Source organism: Streptomyces hoynatensis (assembly GCF_003626535.1).
In the GTDB taxonomy this organism is placed as follows: domain Bacteria; phylum Actinomycetota; class Actinomycetes; order Streptomycetales; family Streptomycetaceae; genus Streptomyces; species Streptomyces hoynatensis.
In genome coordinates, this window is sequence record NZ_RBAL01000017.1 from 79,478 (window position 1) to 97,941 (window position 18,464).

Below are 18,464 nucleotides of genomic sequence, written 5' to 3' on the forward strand. Positions count from 1 at the left end.
CGCGGGCCGCGGAGCTCCACAGGCCGGCCCCGGGGGGGGCGGCTCAGGCCCCCGGCTGGTCCCGCATCTCCTCGCGCAGGGCGGTGAGGAAGGCGTCGACGTCCGCCTCGGTGGTGTCGAAGGAGCACATCCAGCGCACGTCGCCCGCCGCCTCGTCCCAGAAGTAGAAGCGGTGGCGCTTGCGCAGCCGCTCGGCCGCGTCGTGGGGCAGGCGGGCGAAGACGGCGTTGGCCTCGACCGGGTGGCGGATCTCCACGCCCGGCACCGCCCGTGCCCCCTCGGCCAGGCGGCGGGCCATGGCATTGGCGTGCGCGGCCGAGCGCAGCCACAGGTCCCCGGCGAGCAGCGCCTCGAACTGCACGGAGACGAAGCGCATCTTCGAGGCCAGCTGGAGCGAGGACTTCCGCAGCCGCACCAGCCCCCGGACGGCCTCGGGGTTGAGCACCACGACGGCCTCGCCGAAGAGCAGGCCGTTCTTGGTGCCGCCGAAGGAGAGGACGTCGACGCCCACGTCGGTGGTGAAGGCGCGCAGCGGCAGCCCGAGGGCGGCCGCCGCGTTGGCCAGGCGGGCGCCGTCCACGTGCACCGCCATGCCGCGCTCGTGGGCGAACTCGCACAGGGCGCGCACCTCCTGCGGCGTGTAGCGGGTGCCGAGTTCGGTGGACTGGGTGAGCGAGACCACCTGGGGCATCGCGCGGTGCTCGTCGTCCCAGCCGTGTGCCTCGCGGGCGACGAGCTCCGGCGTGAGCTTCCCGTCCTCCGCGGGCACCGGCAGCAGCTTCAGGGCGCCCACCCGCTCGGGCGCGCCGCCCTCGTCGGTGTGGATGTGCGCGCTGTCCGCGGTGACGACCGCGCCCCAGCGGTCGGTCATGGCCTGGAGGCCGACGACGTTGGCGCCCGTGCCGTTGAAGACGGGGAAGGCCTCGGCGCGGGGCCCGAAGTGGGCGCGGAAGACCTCCTGGAGGTGCGCGGTGTACGCGTCCTCGCCGTACGCGGTCTGGTGGCCCCCGTTGGCCAGGGCGAGGGCGGCGAGCACCTCCGGGTGGGCCCCCGCGTAGTTGTCGCTCGCGAAGCCGCGGGCGCCGGGGTCGTGGTGGCGGCGGGCGTCGGTGGTCACGGCTTGGGGGTCAGCCACTGGCGGGTTCCGTTCACGTGCTCGGTGGGCGTGGCCCACAACCGGCAGATGTTCTCGGCGAGTTCGGCGACGTCCGTGAAGCCGGAGAACCTGGCCTCGGGGCGCTGGGCGCGCATGGCGTCGTTGACCAGGGCCTTGACGACCAGGATGCCGGCCGCCGCCCGGAGGGGGCCGTCGCCGGCCGCCTTGCGGAATCCGTCCGCCAGGGCCAGGGTCCATGCCTCGGCGGCGGACTTCGCGGCCGCGTAGGCGGCGTTGCCCGCGGTGGGCCTGGCCGCGGCCGCCGCGCTGACCAGCACGTAGCGGCCGTTGCCTGCGCGCTCGAGCGGCGCCTTGAAGGCGAGCGAGGTGTGCTGCACGGTGCGCAGCAGCAGGTCGTGCAGGGCCTCCCAGTCGGCGAGGGCCGTCTCGCCGAAGGCGGCGGAGCCGCGCCAGCCGCCCACGAGGTGGACCAGCCCGTCGATCCTGCCGAACTCCTTCTCGGTCTTGGCGGCCCAGTCCCCCACGGCCTCGTAGTCCAGCAGGTCCACGGTGTCGCCGGTCACCGTGGCGCCCCCGTGCGCGAAGCGGGCGGCGTCCACGGCCGCCGCGAGCCGTTCGGCGTCCGCGTCGGCGCCCACCACGGTGGCGCCCGCCTCGGCGAGGCGCAGCAGGGTGGCCTGCCCGGCGGGGCCGCCCGCTCCGGCGACCGCGATCACCGCTCCGTCGAGTCCGCCGTCCCCGTCCGGGGGGCGGGGGTCCTGGCTGCCGCCTTCGGGGCTCGTCATCGGCGCCTCCTTGGTTCCGTTTCCTGGGGCAGTGCGGCCGGGGCGGGCAGGGTCAGGCGGCCCGCTCCGCGGGGCTGTCCGCGGTGATGCCCCGAGTGGATTCGATCACCTTGCGGAGCTTCTTGGCCAGCGCCTCGTAGAAGAGGCTCAGCGGGAACTCGTCCGGCAGCACGTCGTCCACGAGCTTGCGCGGCGGCAGGCTCAGGTCGAGTGCCTCGGGGCCCTTGGCCCAGGTGGAGCCGGGGTGCGGGGCGAGGTAGTCGGAGACCAGTTCGTAGGCCTTCAGCCAGTGCACGAGCTTGGGCCGGTCGATGCCCCTGCGGTACAGGGTCTCGATCTCCTCGCGCAGCCGGACGGTGACCCGGCGGGCCAGGTCCCAGTCGATGGCCAGCCTGTTGTCGGTCCAGCGCAGGGCGTCGTGCCGGTGCAGGTAGGCGAAGAGCAACTGGCCGCCGAGGCCGTCGTAGTTGCGCACGCGCTCGCCGGTGACCGGGAAGCGGAAGAGGCGTTCGAGCAGCACCGCGTACTGGACGTCGCGGCCCTGCGGGTAGCCGTCCTCGGCGAGGCGCACGGCCTCGTGGAAGGCGGTGAGGTCGCAGCGCAGCTCTTCGAGCCCGTACATCCAGAAGGGCTGGCGCTGCTTGATCATGAACGGGTCGAAGGGCAGGTCGCCGTGGCTGTGCGTGCGGTCGTGGATCATGTCCCACAGCACGAACGTCTGCTGGCAGCGCTCCTGGTCGGCCAGCAGGGCCTCGGCCTCCGCGGGCAGCGGCAGGCTGGTGACCTCGCGGGCGGCGGCGACGACGCGGCGGAACCTGGCGGCCTCCCGGTCGCAGAAGATGCCGCCCCAGGTGAAGCGCTCGGGGGCCTTCCTGACCGCGATGGTCTCGGGGAAGAGCACGGCGGAGTTGGTGTCGTATCCCGCGGTGAAGTCCTCGAAGGTGATGCCGAGGAACATCGGGTTGTCGTAGCGGGTGCGCTCCAGCTCGGCGAGCCACTGCGGCCACACCACCCGCAGGACGACCGCCTCCAGGTTGCGGTCGGGGTTGCCGTTCTGCGTGTACATGGGGAAGACGACGAGGTGCTGGCGCCCGTCGGTGCGCCCGGCGGCCGGCTGGAAGGCGAGCAGGGAGTCGAGGAAGTCGGGGACGCCGAAGCCGCCCTCGGCCCAGGCGCGCAGGTCGCCGACGAGCGCGCGGTGGTAGGCGGCGTCGTGCGGGAGCAGCGGGGAGAGCTCGCCGACGGCCTCGACGACACGGTCGATCAGCCGGCGGATCTCGGCGGGAGCCGGGGCGCCCTCGGCATCGAAGTCGATGGAGCCGTCCTTCGACTGGGCCGGGCGGATGTCCGCCACGGCCTGCTTCAGCACCGCCCAGGCCGGGTGAGCGACGACGCGCTCGGAGTCCTCGCCCGACAAACCCGCGCCCTTTGGGGTGATGGACGCCAGAGTTTCCGTCATGACCCATCCTCCACAGCAGAAATTCTCGTAAGAGCACGGTATCTGGCGCAGATCCTTCGATCAACCGGGCAACCGTGAGACCACCCGGTCGTGGCCTGGCCCCCGTCCCCCGGCACACCGGCGTTCACCCGCCGTGCTTAGGGTGATCGGCATGCCGCTGCTGACCGTCGGACACCGTGGGCTGATGGGCGTGGAGCCGGAGAACACCCTGCGTTCCTTCCGCAGGGCCGACCGCGCCGGGCTCGACATGATCGAACTCGACCTGCACCTGAGCAAGGACGGGCGCCTGGTCGTCATCCACGACGCCGAGGTGGACCGGACCACCGACGGCTCGGGCCGGGTCGGCGAGCTCACGCTGCAGGAACTGCGGGCCCTTGACGCCGGGCTCGGCGAGCGGCTGCCGCTCTTCGAGGAGGTCGTGGAGGCCGTGGCCGCGCCGCTGCAGGCCGAGATCAAGGACCGGGCCGCGGCCCGGGTGCTGGCGGAGGAGATCGAGCGGCTCGGCCTTCAGGACCGCGTCACCGTGATCTCCTTCCACGGGGACGCGCTGCGCGAGACCAGAGAGCTGCTCCCGGAGATCCCCCTCGCGCTGGTCAGCGGCCGTTCCACGGGCTCGGCCCCGGAACGCGCCGCGAAGCTGGGCGCCGGGATGATCTCCTGCGAGCTGGCCCACCTGGACGCCGGCGTGGTCGCCCGGGCACACGCCGCGGGACTCAAGGTGATCAGCTGGACGGTGAACACCGCCGGGGAACTGGACCGGGCGATCGGGCTCGGCCTCGACGGCGTGGTGACCGACAGGCCGGAGATCGCGCTCAGCGCAGCGGCTTGACCAGCAGCTCGAACTCCAGGTCGGACCGCCGGGGAATGCCGAAGCGCTCGTCGCCGTAGGGGAAGGCGCTGGTGCGCCCGGTGCGGGCGTAGCCCCGGCGCTCGTACCAGGCGATGAGGTCGGCCCGGGCCGAGATCACCTGCATGTGCATCTCGCCGGCCGCCCACTCCGTGCGGGCCCGGCGCTCGGCCTCGGCCAGGACGCGCCGGCCGAGGCCGCCGCCCTGGAGCGTGGGACGCACGGCGAACATCCCGAAGTACGCCGCGTCCCTGCCCCCCGCACCGGCCCGGCGCTCCAGGTGGCAGCAGGCGACGAGCTCCCCGAGCCGCTCGGCGGCCAGCAGCAGGCTGCCGGGGGCGGCGAGGGCCTCCCGGACGCCCTCCGGATCGGTGCGCTGCCCGTCGAGGAGGTCGGCCTCGGTGGTCCAGCCCGCCCGGCTGGACTCGCCGCGGTAGGCGGACTCCACGAGCGCCACGATCGCCGGGATGTCGCTCTCCCCGGCTTCGCGGAAGGTGAGGTGCTCCGTCGTCGTCACAGCCCCGCATCGTAGCGCCGGCGTGCGCGCTCTCCCTACACGCTTCCGTGCGCTCCCGTGCACCCGGCGCGTGGTGGGCAGTCTCCCGGCGCGGACCGCGGCGGGGAGGTGGGCGATGCACGGGCCGGTGCTCGTGGGCTGGCTGCTGGTGGCGCTGTGCGGCGGGACGGGCGGCTACTGCCTGACGCGGGTGCGCGGGGGACGGCCGAGGGAGCGGCGGGCGGCCGCGGCCGAGGCGGCGATGGGCCTCGGCATGGCGGTGATGGCGCTGCCCACGGGGCAGCCTGGCGGGTTCCCCGGGGACCTCGTCCTGCTGTGCGTGGCGGTGCTCTCCGGGGGGACGGCGCTCGGGGCCGCCGCCGTGCTCGGGTTCGGCGCCGCGCACCGGGCGCACCACGTGGTGGAGACGGCGGCGATGCTCTACATGGCGCTGGCCATGGGGGCGGCCCCGGCGGCCGCGCACCACGCGGCGCACCAGCCGGGCGGGAACCCGCTGCTCACGGGGGTGCTGCTGGCCTACTTCGGCGGCTACGCGCTGTGCGCAGGCCCGCGGCTGCTCCCCGCCGCCGTGGGGGGCGGGCACGGAGGGCCCGCCGGTGGGGCGGGCGGCGCGCCCGAGCGGCCTCCGGAGCTGGCGGCGGCCTGCCGTCTCGCCCTGGCGGTGGGGATGTTCGCGATGCTGCTGACCATGTGAGGCCAGGCCGGCGCCGGGCCGAGCCGGCCGGTGCGGCGGGCCGGGACGGCGGCCGGGCCGGGCCGTTCCGGTTGCCGGGCCCTGGCTCTAGGCTGACCCCATGGTGATCGCCCTCGCGCTCCTGGTGCTTGGCGGGCTCACCGCGGCGACGGCGCCGCGGCTGCTGGCCCGCGGATCGTGGCCCGACCGGGAGCCGGTGCTCGCGTTGTGGGTGTGGCAGTGCGTCGTCGCGGCGGTCCTGCTGTGCTGCGTGCTCGCCATGGCGCTGTGCGGGGCCGCGGCCTGGCACGAGGTGCGCGGGCAGCTCTTCGCGCCGGCTCCCGCCGTCGTGGTGGACGCCTACGGGCTGCACCCGGACGAACGGCGCTGGGCCGCCGCGATCGCCCTGCTGCTCGCGGGCGGGGGCGGCTGGACGGGCCTGATGCTGGTGCGCGAGGTGGCCGCGGCCCGGGCCTGGCGGCGCAGGCAGCGCGCCGGGCTGCTCTCCCGCTCCCCCCGGCTGCCCGGGGAGGAGGCGGCCACCGGCGACCGGCTGATCGTGCTCGAGGACGAACGGCCCGACGCCTGGCTGCTTGCGGGGACGCCGCCGCGCCTGGTGATCACCACGGCCGCGCTCCGCCGGCTCAACCGGCGCCAGCTCGACGCCGTGATCGCCCACGAACAGGGCCACGTGCGGGCCAGGCACCACTGGCTCGTGTACTGCGCCGGCGCGCTGGCCCGCGGCTTCCCGCAGGTGCCGGTGTTCGCCGCCTTCAGGCACCAGGTGCACCGGCTCGTGGAGCTGGCCGCGGACGATGTCGCCTCCCGGCGCTTCGGCAGGTTCACCACCGCCCTGGCCCTGGTCGGCCTGAACGAGGACCGCGGCGTGTTCACGCTGGCCGCCCACCCCGCGCACCACGCCCACCTCCCGCAGCGGGTGCACCGGCTGCTCAGCCCCGGCCGGCGGCTCACCCGGGGCCGCCGCAGGCGGATGACGGCGGCCGCCGCGCTGATGCCGCTGGTGCCGCTGCTGGTCGCCTTCCTGCCCGGACTGACCGCGCTCGGCGCCTGATCGGCTGGCGCGCCCCGGCCTGGCACGGGCAGGATCGAGTCATGGCCATCCACGGCGTGCTCTTCGATTTCTCCGGGACCCTCATGCGCATCGAGCCGGCCGTCTCCTGGCTGCGCGTCGCGCTGGAGAGGACCGGCGTCGCCCTGCCCGAGGAGGAGGTGCGCCGCCTGGCCGCCGCGCTCGAGGAGGTGGGCGCGCTGCCCGGGGGGTCCAGGCCACGGCAGGTGCCGCCCGAGCTGGCCGGGCTGTGGCGGGAGCGCGACCGGGACGGCAGCAGGCACCGGGAGCTCTACACGGCGCTGGCCCGCCGGGTTCCGCTGCCCGACGACAGGCTGTACGACGTCCTGTACGACCGGCACCGGGAGCCGGGGGCCTGGCGGCGGTACCCGGACGTCCTCCCGGTGCTGCGCGCGCTGCGCGAGCGCGGCACGGGCATCGGGCTGATCAGCAACATCGGCTGGGACCTGCGGCCCGTCCTGCGGGAGCACGGCCTGTTCGGCTGCCTCGACGTCTGCGTGCTCTCCTTCGAGCACGGCGTCCAGAAGCCCGACGCGCGGCTGTTCCGCCTCGCCTGCGAGGGGCTCGGCCTGGCGCCGGAGCACGTGCTGATGGTCGGCGACGACGAGCGGGCCGACGGCGGCGCCACCGCGCTCGGCTGCGCCGTGCACCTGGTGCGCCACCTGCCGGTCGGCGAGCGACCCGAGGACCTGCGGCCGGTACTCGACCTCGTCGGGTGACCCGGGGGCCTTGGCCCGCAATGATGGGGTAGGCGCCGTCTGAAGGCGACGCGGCGGTGCGGACGGTGAAACGGGTGGCGGTATCGGACGGTCCCCCGCGCCGCCCGATACCGCCACCGACTCCGGACAGCGCCGCCTACCGGGCGGCGGCGTCCGGGTGCCCGATGAGTATATTGACTGTTAGCCAGTCAACGGGAGTCCAGCATGTCCCCTCGCCGCGCTTCGGTCAATGCGGAAATGCGCCGACGCTCCCGGGAGCGGCTGTTGCAGGCCACCGTGGAGCTGGTCTCGGAGCGCGGCTACGAGGCCACGACCTTCGCGGACATCGCCGAGCGCGCCGGGTCCGCCCGCGGGCTGATCTCCTATTACTTCCCCGGAAAACACCAGTTGCTGCAGGCGGCGGTGCACCGCAAGATGCACCTCACGCTCGCCGCGGCGCTCGACCGCCCGCCCCGGCCCTCCGGCCCGCAGGCGGGGAAGGAGCTGCTGGCCCGCGCGATCGACGCGATCCTCGGCCTGGCCAGGGACGAGCCGGTGCTGATGCGGGCCCACATGGCGGGGCTGCTGCAGCAGGAGGGCTTCATCCGGTGCGCGGAGCAGCAGCGGCTGGCCGCCCTGCTGCGGGAGACCATGGTCCGCTTCGGCTCCGCCGACCCGGACACCGACTATCCGCTGCTGCGCGCGCTGCTGATGGGCAGCGTGGTGGCCCAGCTCCTGCCGGGCGCCCCCATGCCGCTGCCCCGGCTGCGGGCCGAGCTGTTCTCCCGTTACGGGCTCGACTGGGAGCTCGGCGTGCCACCGGGCGAAAAACCGTCCGAAGGGGCAAGCGGCTCGATCCTGTTGCCCCGGCGCTGACCTGGCCGCGTCCGCGCGCCCCCCGGCGCCCCGGCGATCACGAAGGGTAGCCGGAGGCTCGCTCGCGCCCCGCCACAAGGTTCCCTTCAGTGGGATGCTGAATGCTCCGTCCCACTCGGCGGTGTGAGGAGCTCGCGCATGCTTCGAATGGCGATTGTCGGTTCCGGTCCGAGCGGGGTGTACACCGCTCAGTCCCTCATCGATCAGCACGGCGCCGATGGGCCGCCCGTGGCGATCGACGTCCTCGACCGGCTGCCGTGCCCCTACGGCCTGGTCAGGTACGGCGTGGCGCCCGACCACGAGAAGATCAAGTCCCTGCAGACGAATCTGCGCCGGGTCCTGGAGCACCCGCGGGTGCGCTTCCTCGGCAATGTGCCGGTGGGAGAGGCGGGCGTTGCGACGCGGCGGCTGCGCGAGCTGTACCACGCGGTGGTCTACTGCGTGGGCGCCGCGAAGGACCGCAGGCTCGGCATCCCGGGCGAGGACCTGGCCGGGAGCTGTTCGGCCACCGACTTCGTGTCCTGGTACAGCGCCCACCCGGACGCCATCGGGCACGGCTTCCCGCTCGGGGCCCGCAGCGCCGTGGTGATCGGGGTGGGCAACGTGGCGGTCGACGTGGCCAGGGTCCTGGCCCGTGGGGCGAGCGAGCTGGCGGCCACCGACATGCCGCAGGGGCCGCTGGAGGCGCTGGCGGCCAGCGCGGTGCGCGACATCCACATGGTCGGCAGGCGCGGCCCCTCGCAGGCCAAGTTCACCACCAAGGAGCTGCGCGAGCTGGGCACCCTGCCGGGGGCCGGGGTGCGGGTGCGCGAGGAGGAGCTGGCCGCCGACCCCGGCTACGCGGACCCCACGGGCCTGCCGGCCACCGCCCGGCGCAACGTCGCGGCGCTGCGGGACTGGGTGAAGGCGGACGGGGACGAGCAGCGGCGTATCCACCTGCGGTTCTTCCTGCGGCCCGTGGAACTGCTCGACGACGGGCAGGGCGCGGTGCGCGCGGTCAGGTTCGAGCGGACGGCGCCGGACGGCGCGGGCGGCGTCCGCGGGACGGGCGAGCTCGTGGACATCGAGGCCCAGCTGGTGCTGCGTTCGGTCGGCTACCGCGGAGTGCCCCTGGAGGGGCTGCCGTTTGACACGGGCACCGGAACGGTGCCGCACGCCCAGGGCCGGGTGCTGCGGCAGGGCGCGCCCTCGCCCGGCGAGTACGTGGCGGGCTGGATCAAGCGCGGGCCCACCGGGGTGATCGGCACCAACCGGCCCTGCGCCAAGGAGACCGCGGGATCGGTCCTGGCCGACCTGCCCGCGCTCGAGGGCCGTGCGGTCTCCGGGCGCGACCCGCTGGAGGCGCTGCGCGAGGCCGGGCTCTCGCCGGTCGAGTGGCGCGGCTGGCTCGGCATCGAGGCGGCGGAGGCGGCGCTCGGCAGCACCCTCGCCCGCGGCACCGTGAAGATCCCCGACTGGGACGGGCTGCTGACCGCCGCACGCGGGGCCTGAGCCCGGCCCCCCTCCCGCGGCCGGGCCCGCCGCGGGAGGGCGGCCCCAGGGCCGCGCTCGCCGGTGACCTGCGCGTTTCCCGGGGTTCCGCGGGCGCAGGGGCGGGAGTGTCAGTGGTCCGGGTCACACTGTTCGGGACGTGTCGGCGATGGCGGCGAAACGACCCGGAGGTGGGCGAGATGACGGATGTGTTCGGCGGCGCGAGCGAGGTGCTGCTCGCGGTGGGCACGCGCAAGGGGCTGTTCCTCGCGAGGCGGCCGGTGGCGGCCAGGGCGCGGGGCGGCTGGGAGTTCGACGGGCCCCACTTCCCCGCCCAGTCGGTGTACGCGGTGGCCATCGACCGCCGCGGGCCGGGCGCGCCGCGCCTGCTGGTGGGGGCGGACAGCGCGCACTGGGGCCCTTCCGTCTTCCACTCCGACGACCTGGGCGCCACCTGGCGGGAGCCGCCGGACCGGGCGGCGCTGCGCTTCCCGGAGGGCACCGGGGCCTCGCTGACCCGGGTGTGGCAGCTGCACCCGGCCGGGCCCGAGGAGCCGGGCGTGGTGTACGCGGGTGTGGAGCCGGCCGCGCTGTTCCGCTCCGAGGACGGCGGCGAGTCCTTCGCGCTGGTGCGTCCGCTGTGGGAGCACCCCACCCGGGAGCGGTGGGAGCCGGGCGGGGGCGGTCTCGGGCTGCACACGGTGCTCACCGACCCGCGCGACCCGGCCTCGGTCACCGTGGCGATCTCCGCGGCCGGGGTCTTCAGGACGCGGGACGCCTGCCGGAGCTGGTCGCCGTCCAACACCGGGGTGGAGGCGGTGTTCCTGCCCGATCGCCACCCCGAGTTCGGCCAGTGCGTGCACAAGATCGCGCCCGACCCGGTGGTGCGGGACCGGCTCTTCCTGCAGAACCACTGGGGCGTGTACCGCAGCGAGGACGCGGGCGCCACCTGGACCTCCATCGGCGGCGGGCTCCCCTCGGACTCCGGCTTCGCCGTGGCCACCCATCCGCGCCGCTCCGGCGTGGCCTACGTCTTCCCGCTGAACGCGGACTCCGACCGCGTCCCGGCCGGCCGCCGCTGCCGGGTGTACCGCACCGCCGACTCGGGCGGCAGCTGGGAGGAGCTCGGCGCGGGGCTGCCCGAGGAGCCGCACTACGGCACGGTGCTGCGCGACGCCCTGTGCACGGACGACGCGGACCCCGCCGGGATCTACTTCGGCAACCGGAACGGCGAGGTCTTCGCGAGCGCGGACGACGGGGACGGCTGGCGGCAGCTGGCCGCGCACCTGCCCGACGTCCTGTGCGTGCGCGCGGCGTTGATCGGTTAGGGCGAGGGCACGGCGCGGCCTGGAAGGACCGGGACCCTCGCCTGCCAGTAGGGTGACGGACCGTGGCAGCACGACCATTGAACGACATCGTGGAACCGGGCTGGGCGGAAGCGCTGGCGCCGGTGGCCGACCGGATCGCGGCCATGGGGGACTTCCTCAGGGCGGAGATCGCCGCGGGGCGGACCTACCTGCCCGCGGGCGCCCACGTCCTGCGCGCCTTCCAGCAGCCCTTCGAGGAGGTACGGGTGCTGATCGTGGGTCAGGACCCCTACCCGACGCCGGGGCACGCCGTGGGGCTCAGCTTCTCGGTCGCCCCGGACGTCAGCCCGCTGCCCGGCTCCCTGGAGAACATCTTCCGCGAGCTCGGCTCGGATCTGGGCCTGCCGAGGCCCGCCACCGGCGACCTGACGCCGTGGACCGACCAGGGCGTCCTCCTGCTGAACCGCGCGCTGACCACGGCGCCGCGGCGGCCCGCGGCGCACCGCGGCAAGGGCTGGGAGGAGGTCACCGACCAGGCGATCCGGGCGCTGACGGCCCGCGGCAAGCCGCTGGTGGCGATCCTGTGGGGCCGGGACGCACGGGGCCTGCGCCCGCTGCTCGGCGACGTGCCCGCGGTGGAGTCCGCGCACCCCTCCCCGATGTCCGCGGACCGCGGCTTCTTCGGTTCGCGGCCCTTCAGCCGGGCCAACGCCCTGCTGCGGGAGCAGGGCGCGGCCCCCGTGGACTGGAAGTTGCCGTGACCCTGCCCGGCCGGGACGCCGAAGGCTGGGTGCTGGGCGCCGACTCGGGGGGCTCCGGGCTCCGGGTCGCCCTGGCCAGGGCCGGGGCGAGCGGCGTGCCGGGGCGGCGCGGCGAGGTCGCGGTCGCCGAGCCGGTGCGGACCGGCGAGGGCGGCCTCGACCCGGGGCACCTGCTGGAGCTGCTGCTGCCCGCGGCCAGGACCCTCCTCGCCGAGGCCGGCGCGCAGGGCGTCGTGGCGGTGTGCGTGGGCGCCGCGGGCATGGCCACCCTGGGCGGGCGGCTGCGGGCCGAGTTGCCGAAGGCGCTGGCCGATGCGCTCGGCGCCCGGCACGTCGCGCTCGCCGCCGACGCGGTGACCGGATACGCCGGGGCGCTGGGCGAGCGGCCGGGGGCCGTGGTGGCCGGGGGCACCGGGATGATCGCCCTGGGCTGCGACCTGCGGGCCTGGCGCAGGTCCGACGGCTGGGGCCACCTCCTCGGCGACTGCGGCGGCGGGGCCTGGGTGGGCCGGGCCGGTCTGGAGGCGGCGCTGCGCGCGCACGACGGGCGCGAGGGCGGTTCGGCCGCGCTGCTGGCCAGGGCGGAGGCGGTGTTCGGCCCGCCTTCCGGGCTGCCCGGCCGGGTCTATCCGCGCGCCGACCGGCCGGCGGTGCTGGCCTCGTTCGCCCCCGAGGTGGCCGCCTGCGCCCGGGGCCTGGCGGGCCGGCCGGCCGATCCGGTCGCCGCGGGCATCCTGCGGGAGGCGGCGCGGGAGATCGCCAGGACCGCGGCCGCCGCCTGCCCTGACGCGGCGGGTACCGAACTGGCCCTGACCGGCGGCCTGTTCAAGCTGGGTGAGCCGCTGCTTGCGCCCCTGCGCCGGGAGTTGGCCGAGCGGCTGCCGCGGACGCAATCGGTGCCCGCGGCCGGGGAGCCGCTGGACGGCGCGCTGCTGGTGGCCGCCAGGCTCGCCGCCGGTGCGCTGCGGCTGCCCACCGACCCCGCCCTGCTGACCGTCTCCTTTGGCCCGGGGGACCCCTCCCCCGCTCTCTGATCCCTCCTGGTTCCGCCGATTCCTCTGATTCCTCTGATTCCTCCGGTTTTCCGGCCCCTTCGGCCTTCCCGGCCCCGCCGGTTCGCCCGGTGCGGCGGGATGCAGGGGTACCGCCCGAAATGCCGTGCGCGCGGGAGGAGTCGGTGGGTCACTCCGACGCGCGGGATATTTCGGGACAGATGCGGACCGTAAGCCCCCGGGCGAACAGCAAAGCACATCAAGGCATTAACATGCGGCGACATGAGCTCCCCCACCGGCCCAGGCCACGGCCTGCCCGTACGAATGCCGCGCCCCCGACAGCCAGGCCGTCACCGTCGGCCTGAGCCCGTGACCGCGCCCGACGACGCGCCCGCGTTGGTGCTCGCCGTCCCCGGCGGCCCCTCCGAGGAGAGCCGTGCGCTCGCCGAGGAGGTGGCGAGCATCGCACGTTCGGAGCTGCCCGGCCTCGACGCACGCATCGGGTTCGTCGAGGAGCGGCGGGCCGACGCCGAGGCGCCGAGGCCGGCGGAGGAGGCCCCGGGCGCCGAGGCCGCGGACGCGTCGCAGGCGACGGAGACCTTCGCCTCCTCCCCGGCGCTTCCCTCGCTGCGCGAGGTGCTGACCGGCCTGGCCGCGCGGCGCGCCGACCCCGACCGGGACGTTCCCGCGGTCGTCGTTCCGCTGCTCGCCAACCCCGACGCCGCGCAGCTGCGGCTGATACGGCAGGTGGTGCTCGACAGCGGCTCGGGCGCCGAGTTGACGGACGTGCTCGGCCCGCACCCGCTGCTCGCCGAGGGCGTGCACGTGCGGCTGTCGGAGGCGGGGCTGGCCCGCGCCGACCGCGCCCGGCTGTTCACCGTGGCCACCGCGGCCGACGGCATCATCCTGGTCACGGTGGGCGGCCAGGAGGCGGTGCAGGCGGCCGGGATCACGGGGATGCTGCTGTCGGCCAGGCTCGCGGTGCCGGTGCTCGCCGCCGCCCTGGACGAGGAGGGTTCGGTGGCGCAGACGGCGCGGCAGCTGACCGAAGCCGGCTCGCAGCAACTGGCCCTCGCGCCCTGCCTGATCGGCCCCGAGATTCCCGAGGGCCTGCTCGCGGAGGCGGCCAAGGAGGCCGGCTGCGCGGCGGCCGAGCCGCTTGCGGCCTATCCGGCGGTGGGCAAGCTGGTGCTCTCGGCGTACATGGCGAAGGTGGGCATCGCCCCTCAGCATCCGACCCAGGGCACGCCGGTCCGCTGAAACGCAGGGCGCCCGTCCGTCGCGGCGGCGGCAGCGCCCGAGACGGCGGGTGCGGCATCCGGCCGGGGTGCGTCCGGGTCGTGCAAGAGCTCAGCACGGCCCGGCCGAAGCACCCCGGATTCCCCGGCGCCGCCGCGTCCCCGTTGCGGGCGCGGGGCGCCTCAGGGCACCGCGCGGATGAGGACGAGGGAGCCGTCCCAGTGCGGCAGCGTGCGCAGGGCGCCGTAGCGTTCGTCCCAGCGGCCGGATTCCAGGTCCCGGCGCAGGTGGGCGAGGTAGCTCTCCTGCACGTCGGCCGCCACGAAGCTCCAGGCCGAGCAGGCGAGGCGGGCTCCCGGTTCGAGGAGGCGTTCCGGGCGGGCGTAGTACGCCTCGTTGAAGCCGTCGACGCAGTCGGCGGGTATGGGCACCCGCTCCACGGTCACGGTGCCGCCGAGGACCTCGGCGATGTCCCCGGGGGCGGGGTAGCGCCTGGCCTCGGTGTCGAGGACCAGGGGGGCGTAGTCGTAGAGCCAGAAGTCGCGCACGAGGGCCGGGTCGCAGGTCAGGATGACCACCGGCCCCCTGGCCACGCGCCGCATCTCCGAGAGCCCGGCGGCGAGGTCGCTCCACTGGTGCACGCTGAAGGTGGTCATCGCGGCGTCGAACTCGTTGTCGGCGAAGGGGAGTTGCTCGGCGGTGGCGTCGACGGCCGGGGCGAGGTGGGCGGGGCGCTGGGCCCGCATCGCCCGGGAGGGCTCCACGGGGGTGACCCGTGCCCCCGCCGGTTCGTAGGACCCGGCTCCGGCCCCGACGTTGACCACCGTCCCGGCGTCGCCGAGGGCGCGGTGGACCGCCTCGGCGATGCGCGGGTCCGGCCGGCGGTAGGAGCTGTAGCCGGCGCCGATCGTCCCGTAGTCGGCGTCTCCGGCGCTGCCGTCCGCATTTTGTTCACTCACGGAACTAACCTAGGCCCCCGGCACCGGGAAGTCCAGCGAGGCGGGCCATTCGCGCGCGGGCCGGCCGCGCGGGTGCGCGGCCACCGGGTGCCTGCTCCGCCGCGGCGCGGCGCACCAGGGCTTCGGCGATCCCGGCCGCGTCGACGACCGCGTCCACGGCTGAGGGCGACAAGGGATTGGACGGGGTGATGCCCGGGCGGTAGCGTGCGGTGGACCGTGACGCCGCCCGAGGAGGTGAGACCCATGAACGCTGTATCGCCGTGGGTGCTCCGCCTCCCCGTCACGGCCGGGCGATTGACGTAGGTGTCGCCGGGAGCGCCTCCCCAGCAAGGCACTCCCGAAAGGCAACACCTGTGCGCTCTTCACCGTTCACCACCGGGCCCTCCCCGAGCGGCCCGGCCGGCCGCGACGTCCCCGTGGAGGCTGCCCCCGGACTCCGGCCCCCGGCCTCAAGCGCCGCTCACACGCCCCCCGTGTTCGACGTGATCATCGCGGGGTGCGGGCCGACCGGCGCGATGCTCGCCGCCGAACTCCGGCTGCACGGCGTGCGGGTACGGGTGCTGGAGAAGGAAACCGGGCCCGTGTCGCTCGCCCGCATCGTCGGCCTGCACGTGCGCAGCATCGAGCTGATGGCCATGCGCGGACTGCTGGAGCGCGTGGCGGCACACGGAAGAAGGCGCCCGGCAGGCGGCTTCTTCGCCGCCATCCCCAAACCCGCGCCCGGGGACCTGGACACCGCACACGCCTATCTGCTGGGCATTCCGCAGCCGGTCCTCGTTCGGCTGCTCGAAGAGCATGCGAGCGGGCTGGGCGCGCAGATCGGGCGCGGCCGTGAGCTGGCCGGTTTCGAGCAGGACGACGAGGGGGTGACCGTCGTGCCGGCCGAGGGCGAACGGCTGCGCGCCCGCTGGCTCGTGGGCTGTGACGGCGCGCGCAGCTCGGTGCGCAGCCTGCTCGGCGTCGGCTTCCCCGGCGAGCCCGCGCGGAACGAGACGCTGATGGGCGAGATGGACGTGGCCGTGCCGCAGGAGGAGATCGCCGCCAAGGTGGCCGAAGTCCAGGCGACCCACAGGACGTTCAGCCTCGGGCCCCTCGGCGGAGGAACGTACCGCGTCGTGGTCCCCGTCCCCGGAGTCGGCGACCGCGCCGAACCGCCCACCCTGGAGGATTTCCGGCGGCGGCTGCGCGCCCTCGCCGGGACCGATTTCGGCGTGCACTCCCCTCGCTGGCTGTCCCGCTTCGGGGACGCCACCCGGCTGGCCGAGCGTTACCGGGTCGGGCGGGTGCTGCTGGCCGGCGACGCGGCGCACATCCATCCGCCCACCGGCGGGCAGGGCCTCAACCTGGGCATTCAGGACGCGGTCAACCTCGGCTGGAAGCTGGCCGCCCAGATCCGCGGCTGGGCGCCGGGAACGTTGCTTGACACCTACGAGGCCGAACGCCGGCCGGTCGCCGAGGCGGTGCTGGACAACACCCGCGCCCAGCGGGAGCTGCTGTCCCCGGAACCCGGCCCGCAGGCCGTGCGCAGGCTGCTCACCGAGCTGATGGACTTCGACGAGGTGAACCGCCATCTGATCGAGAAGATCACCGCGATCGGCATTCGCTACGACTTCGGCGAGGGCCCCGGACTGCTCGGCCGCCGCCTGCGCGACATCGAGGTGCGGCAGGGCCGCCTCTACGGCCTGCTGCACCGCGGCCGCGGCCTGCTGCTCGACCGCACCGAACGCCTGACCTGCGGCGGCTGGTCGGACCGGGTCGACTACCTCGGGGACTCCACCGCGGCGCTGGACGTTCCGTGCGTTCTGCTCCGCCCCGACGGCCACGTCGCCTGGATCGGCGACGATCAGCGGGACCTGGACACGCACCTCGGGCGCTGGTTCGGCAGGCCCGCCCGCTGATCGCCGCCCGGGCCGGGAAGAGGCCCGCGCGAAGGCGCGAACGGCCGGTGGCGCCGGAATCCCGCCGCGGGCAGGGGCCGCCGGGACCCCGGTGGCGGGATTCCGGGTCCGGCGCGAGGGGGCGGGCCGGGGGCGGGCGCCGTCTCGGCGGTTCCCGGCAGCCGCACCGGCGAGGACGTGGGCGAGGCCGTCCGGGCCGGTGGTGAGGGCCGTCACGTCGGAGGTGAGCCGCAGGGCGGCGGGGGCGCCGGCGGTGTGCAGCGTCCTGCGGCCCGGGCGCGGGGGCCGCCGCGGAACCGGCGAGGCCCGCCCCGGCGGCCCCGCGTCCCGCGGGAGCGCGGCCGTGGCCCTGTGCGAACGGGCGGGCCGCGGCTACCGTTTCACCGGCCGTACGGCCCGACGCGCCGAGCCCCGGGGAGGAGCCCGCCATGTTCACTCCGCCACCGCCGCCCACCGCCCGCGCCGGAGAGCCCGTGCCAAAGCCGGCCCCCGCCCGGCGGGCCTGGGCGGACCCGGCCGAGGACCGCCCGCGGTGAGCGGGGCCTTCCTGTACGCGGCGGTCAGGACGCCGTTCGGCCGCTTCAACGGGGCGCTGGCCGCGGTGCGCGCCGACGACCTGGCGGCCACCGCCCTGTCGGGAGTGCTGGCCGCCGCACCGGGACTCGACCCGGCGGCCGTGGGTGACGTCGTGTGGGGCAACGCCAACGGCGCGGGCGAGGACAACCGCAACGTCGGGCGGATGGCGGTGCTGCTGGCCGGGCTGCCCGTGGGGGTGCCCGCGACCACGGTCAACCGGCTGTGCGGCTCCGGCCTGGACGCCGCGATCCTGGCCGCGCGCGCCCTGGAGTGCGGGGACGCCGAGATCGTCGTGGCCGGGGGCTCGGAGTCGATGACCCGCGCCCCCTGGGTGCTACCCAAGCCCGACCGTGCCTTCCCCGCGGGCGACCTGGGCGCCGTCTCCACGACGCTCGGCTGGCGGCTGGTCAACCCCGCGATGCCGGCCGCGTGGACCGTCTCGCTCGGCGAGTGCAACGAACTGCTGCGGGAGCGGTTCGCCATCCCCCGCGAGCGGCAGGACGCGTTCGCCGTGCGCTCCCACCGGCTGGCCGCCGCGGCCTGGGACGCCGGCTTCTACGACGACCTGGTGCTTGAGACGGCGGGCCTGCGCCGCGACGAGGGAATCAGGCCCGGCACCAGCGAGGAGCAACTGGCCGCCCTGGCACCGGCGTTCCGCCCCGGCGGGACCATCACCGCGGGCAACGCCTCCCCGCTGAGCGACGGCGCCGCCGCGCTGCTGCTCGGCACCGAGGAGGCCGCGGAACGCATCGGCCTGCCGCCCCTGGCCCGCGTCGCGGGCCGCGGCGTCCACGCGGTCGAGCCGCCCATGTTCGGCTACGCCCCCGTGGTGGCCGCCGAACGCGCCCTGCGCCGGGCCGGCATCGGCTGGGGCGAGGTCGGCGCGGTGGAGCTGAACGAGGCCTTCGCCGTGCAGGCGCTGGCCTGCGTGGACGCCTGGGGCATCGACCCGGGCATCGTCAACACCCGCGGCGGCGCCCTCGCCCTCGGCCACCCGCTTGGCGCCTCGGGGGCACGGCTGCTCGGCACCCTGGCGAAGGTGCTGCGCGAGCGGCGGGAACGCTGGGGCCTCGCGGCGATCTGCATCGGCGTCGGCCAGGCCCTCGCGGTGGTGCTGGAGAACCTCGCGGGCCCGGCAGGCCGGGACACCCCCGGCCCGCACGGTCCGAGGTGACGCACGCATGACGGCCCCCCACCGAA

Annotated in this window: 17 protein-coding genes; 12 read left to right on the top strand and 5 right to left on the bottom strand. The window is 75.6% G+C overall.

The features are described 5' to 3' along the window. Nucleotides 1–43 precede the first annotated feature (43 nt). Genes D7294_RS24115 through D7294_RS24125 form a run of 3 tightly spaced genes read right to left on the bottom strand, consistent with a single transcriptional unit; the run spans nucleotide 44 to nucleotide 3,361 of the window. Nucleotides 44–1,117: a threonine aldolase family protein gene (locus D7294_RS24115; RefSeq protein WP_174248426.1), complete on the bottom strand. Its 1,074-nt coding sequence runs from the start codon at nucleotides 1,115–1,117 to the stop codon at nucleotides 44–46. Continuing rightward, on the bottom strand, nucleotides 1,114–1,902 hold the full coding sequence (locus tag D7294_RS24120; RefSeq protein WP_120683227.1) for an SDR family NAD(P)-dependent oxidoreductase: 789 nt from the start codon (nucleotides 1,900–1,902) through the stop codon (nucleotides 1,114–1,116). Before D7294_RS24120 ends, D7294_RS24115 begins: the two co-directional genes overlap by 4 nt. A gap of 52 nt (nucleotides 1,903–1,954) precedes the next feature. Then, nucleotides 1,955–3,361, bottom strand: a complete 1,407-nt coding sequence (locus D7294_RS24125; protein WP_120683229.1) for a DUF6421 family protein — start codon at nucleotides 3,359–3,361, stop codon at nucleotides 1,955–1,957. A gap of 151 nt (nucleotides 3,362–3,512) precedes the next feature. Here D7294_RS24125 and D7294_RS24130 point away from each other — a divergent pair, with 151 nt between their 5' ends. Then, a complete protein-coding gene (locus tag D7294_RS24130) occupies nucleotides 3,513–4,190 on the top strand; it encodes a glycerophosphodiester phosphodiesterase (protein WP_120683231.1) in 678 nt (225 codons plus the stop codon). Here D7294_RS24130 and D7294_RS24135 read toward each other — a convergent pair. Next, complete coding sequence (locus D7294_RS24135) at nucleotides 4,174–4,725, bottom strand: GNAT family N-acetyltransferase (protein WP_120683233.1); 552 nt, start codon at nucleotides 4,723–4,725, stop codon at nucleotides 4,174–4,176. The genes D7294_RS24130 and D7294_RS24135 overlap by 17 nt on opposite strands. A 115-nt stretch (nucleotides 4,726–4,840) precedes the next feature. Here D7294_RS24135 and D7294_RS24140 point away from each other — a divergent pair, with 115 nt between their 5' ends. From D7294_RS24140 to D7294_RS24180, 9 genes are all read left to right on the top strand, one after another. Next, nucleotides 4,841–5,419, top strand: coding sequence for a DUF5134 domain-containing protein (locus D7294_RS24140; protein WP_120683235.1), 579 nt, complete (start codon nucleotides 4,841–4,843; stop codon nucleotides 5,417–5,419). Between the two features lie 100 nt (nucleotides 5,420–5,519). Then, a complete protein-coding gene (locus D7294_RS24145) occupies nucleotides 5,520–6,470 on the top strand; it encodes a M56 family metallopeptidase (RefSeq protein WP_120683237.1) in 951 nt (316 codons plus the stop codon). Nucleotides 6,471–6,511: 41 nt separating this feature from the next. Continuing rightward, nucleotides 6,512–7,207, top strand: a complete 696-nt coding sequence (locus D7294_RS24150; protein WP_120683239.1) for an HAD family hydrolase — start codon at nucleotides 6,512–6,514, stop codon at nucleotides 7,205–7,207. A gap of 204 nt (nucleotides 7,208–7,411) precedes the next feature. Further along, the gene (locus D7294_RS24155) at nucleotides 7,412–8,062 is read left to right on the top strand and encodes a TetR/AcrR family transcriptional regulator (RefSeq protein WP_120683241.1); all 651 of its coding nucleotides are present in this window, start codon (nucleotides 7,412–7,414) and stop codon (nucleotides 8,060–8,062) included. 138 nt (nucleotides 8,063–8,200) lie between these two features. Further along, the gene (locus D7294_RS24160) at nucleotides 8,201–9,553 is read left to right on the top strand and encodes an FAD-dependent oxidoreductase (protein ID WP_120683243.1); all 1,353 of its coding nucleotides are present in this window, start codon (nucleotides 8,201–8,203) and stop codon (nucleotides 9,551–9,553) included. A 179-nt stretch (nucleotides 9,554–9,732) separates the two neighbouring features. Continuing rightward, a complete protein-coding gene (locus tag D7294_RS24165; protein ID WP_120683245.1) occupies nucleotides 9,733–10,860 on the top strand; it encodes a WD40/YVTN/BNR-like repeat-containing protein in 1,128 nt (375 codons plus the stop codon). Nucleotides 10,861–10,922: 62 nt separating this feature from the next. Next, nucleotides 10,923–11,600 (top strand): uracil-DNA glycosylase, encoded by a 678-nt coding sequence (locus tag D7294_RS24170; protein WP_120683247.1) that lies wholly within the window; start codon nucleotides 10,923–10,925, stop codon nucleotides 11,598–11,600. Next, on the top strand, nucleotides 11,597–12,634 hold the full coding sequence (locus D7294_RS24175) for an N-acetylglucosamine kinase (RefSeq protein ID WP_241562588.1): 1,038 nt from the start codon (nucleotides 11,597–11,599) through the stop codon (nucleotides 12,632–12,634). Before D7294_RS24170 ends, D7294_RS24175 begins: the two co-directional genes overlap by 4 nt. Nucleotides 12,635–12,874: 240 nt before the next feature. Then, the gene (locus D7294_RS24180) at nucleotides 12,875–13,852 is read left to right on the top strand and encodes a sirohydrochlorin chelatase family protein (RefSeq protein ID WP_120683249.1); all 978 of its coding nucleotides are present in this window, start codon (nucleotides 12,875–12,877) and stop codon (nucleotides 13,850–13,852) included. A 161-nt stretch (nucleotides 13,853–14,013) separates the two neighbouring features. On the opposite strand, the gene D7294_RS24185 is transcribed toward D7294_RS24180, so the two are convergent. Then, nucleotides 14,014–14,790, bottom strand: a complete 777-nt coding sequence (locus tag D7294_RS24185) for a class I SAM-dependent methyltransferase (protein ID WP_120683251.1) — start codon at nucleotides 14,788–14,790, stop codon at nucleotides 14,014–14,016. Nucleotides 14,791–15,143: 353 nt separating this feature from the next. Between D7294_RS24185 and D7294_RS24190 the strand changes: the two genes are divergently transcribed. Together D7294_RS24190 and D7294_RS24195 are read left to right on the top strand one after the other, a co-directional pair. Beyond that, nucleotides 15,144–16,688 (top strand): FAD-dependent monooxygenase, encoded by a 1,545-nt coding sequence (locus D7294_RS24190; RefSeq protein ID WP_120683253.1) that lies wholly within the window; start codon nucleotides 15,144–15,146, stop codon nucleotides 16,686–16,688. A gap of 532 nt (nucleotides 16,689–17,220) precedes the next feature. Then, complete coding sequence (locus D7294_RS24195; protein ID WP_120683255.1) at nucleotides 17,221–18,438, top strand: thiolase family protein; 1,218 nt, start codon at nucleotides 17,221–17,223, stop codon at nucleotides 18,436–18,438. Nucleotides 18,439–18,464 lie beyond the last annotated feature (26 nt).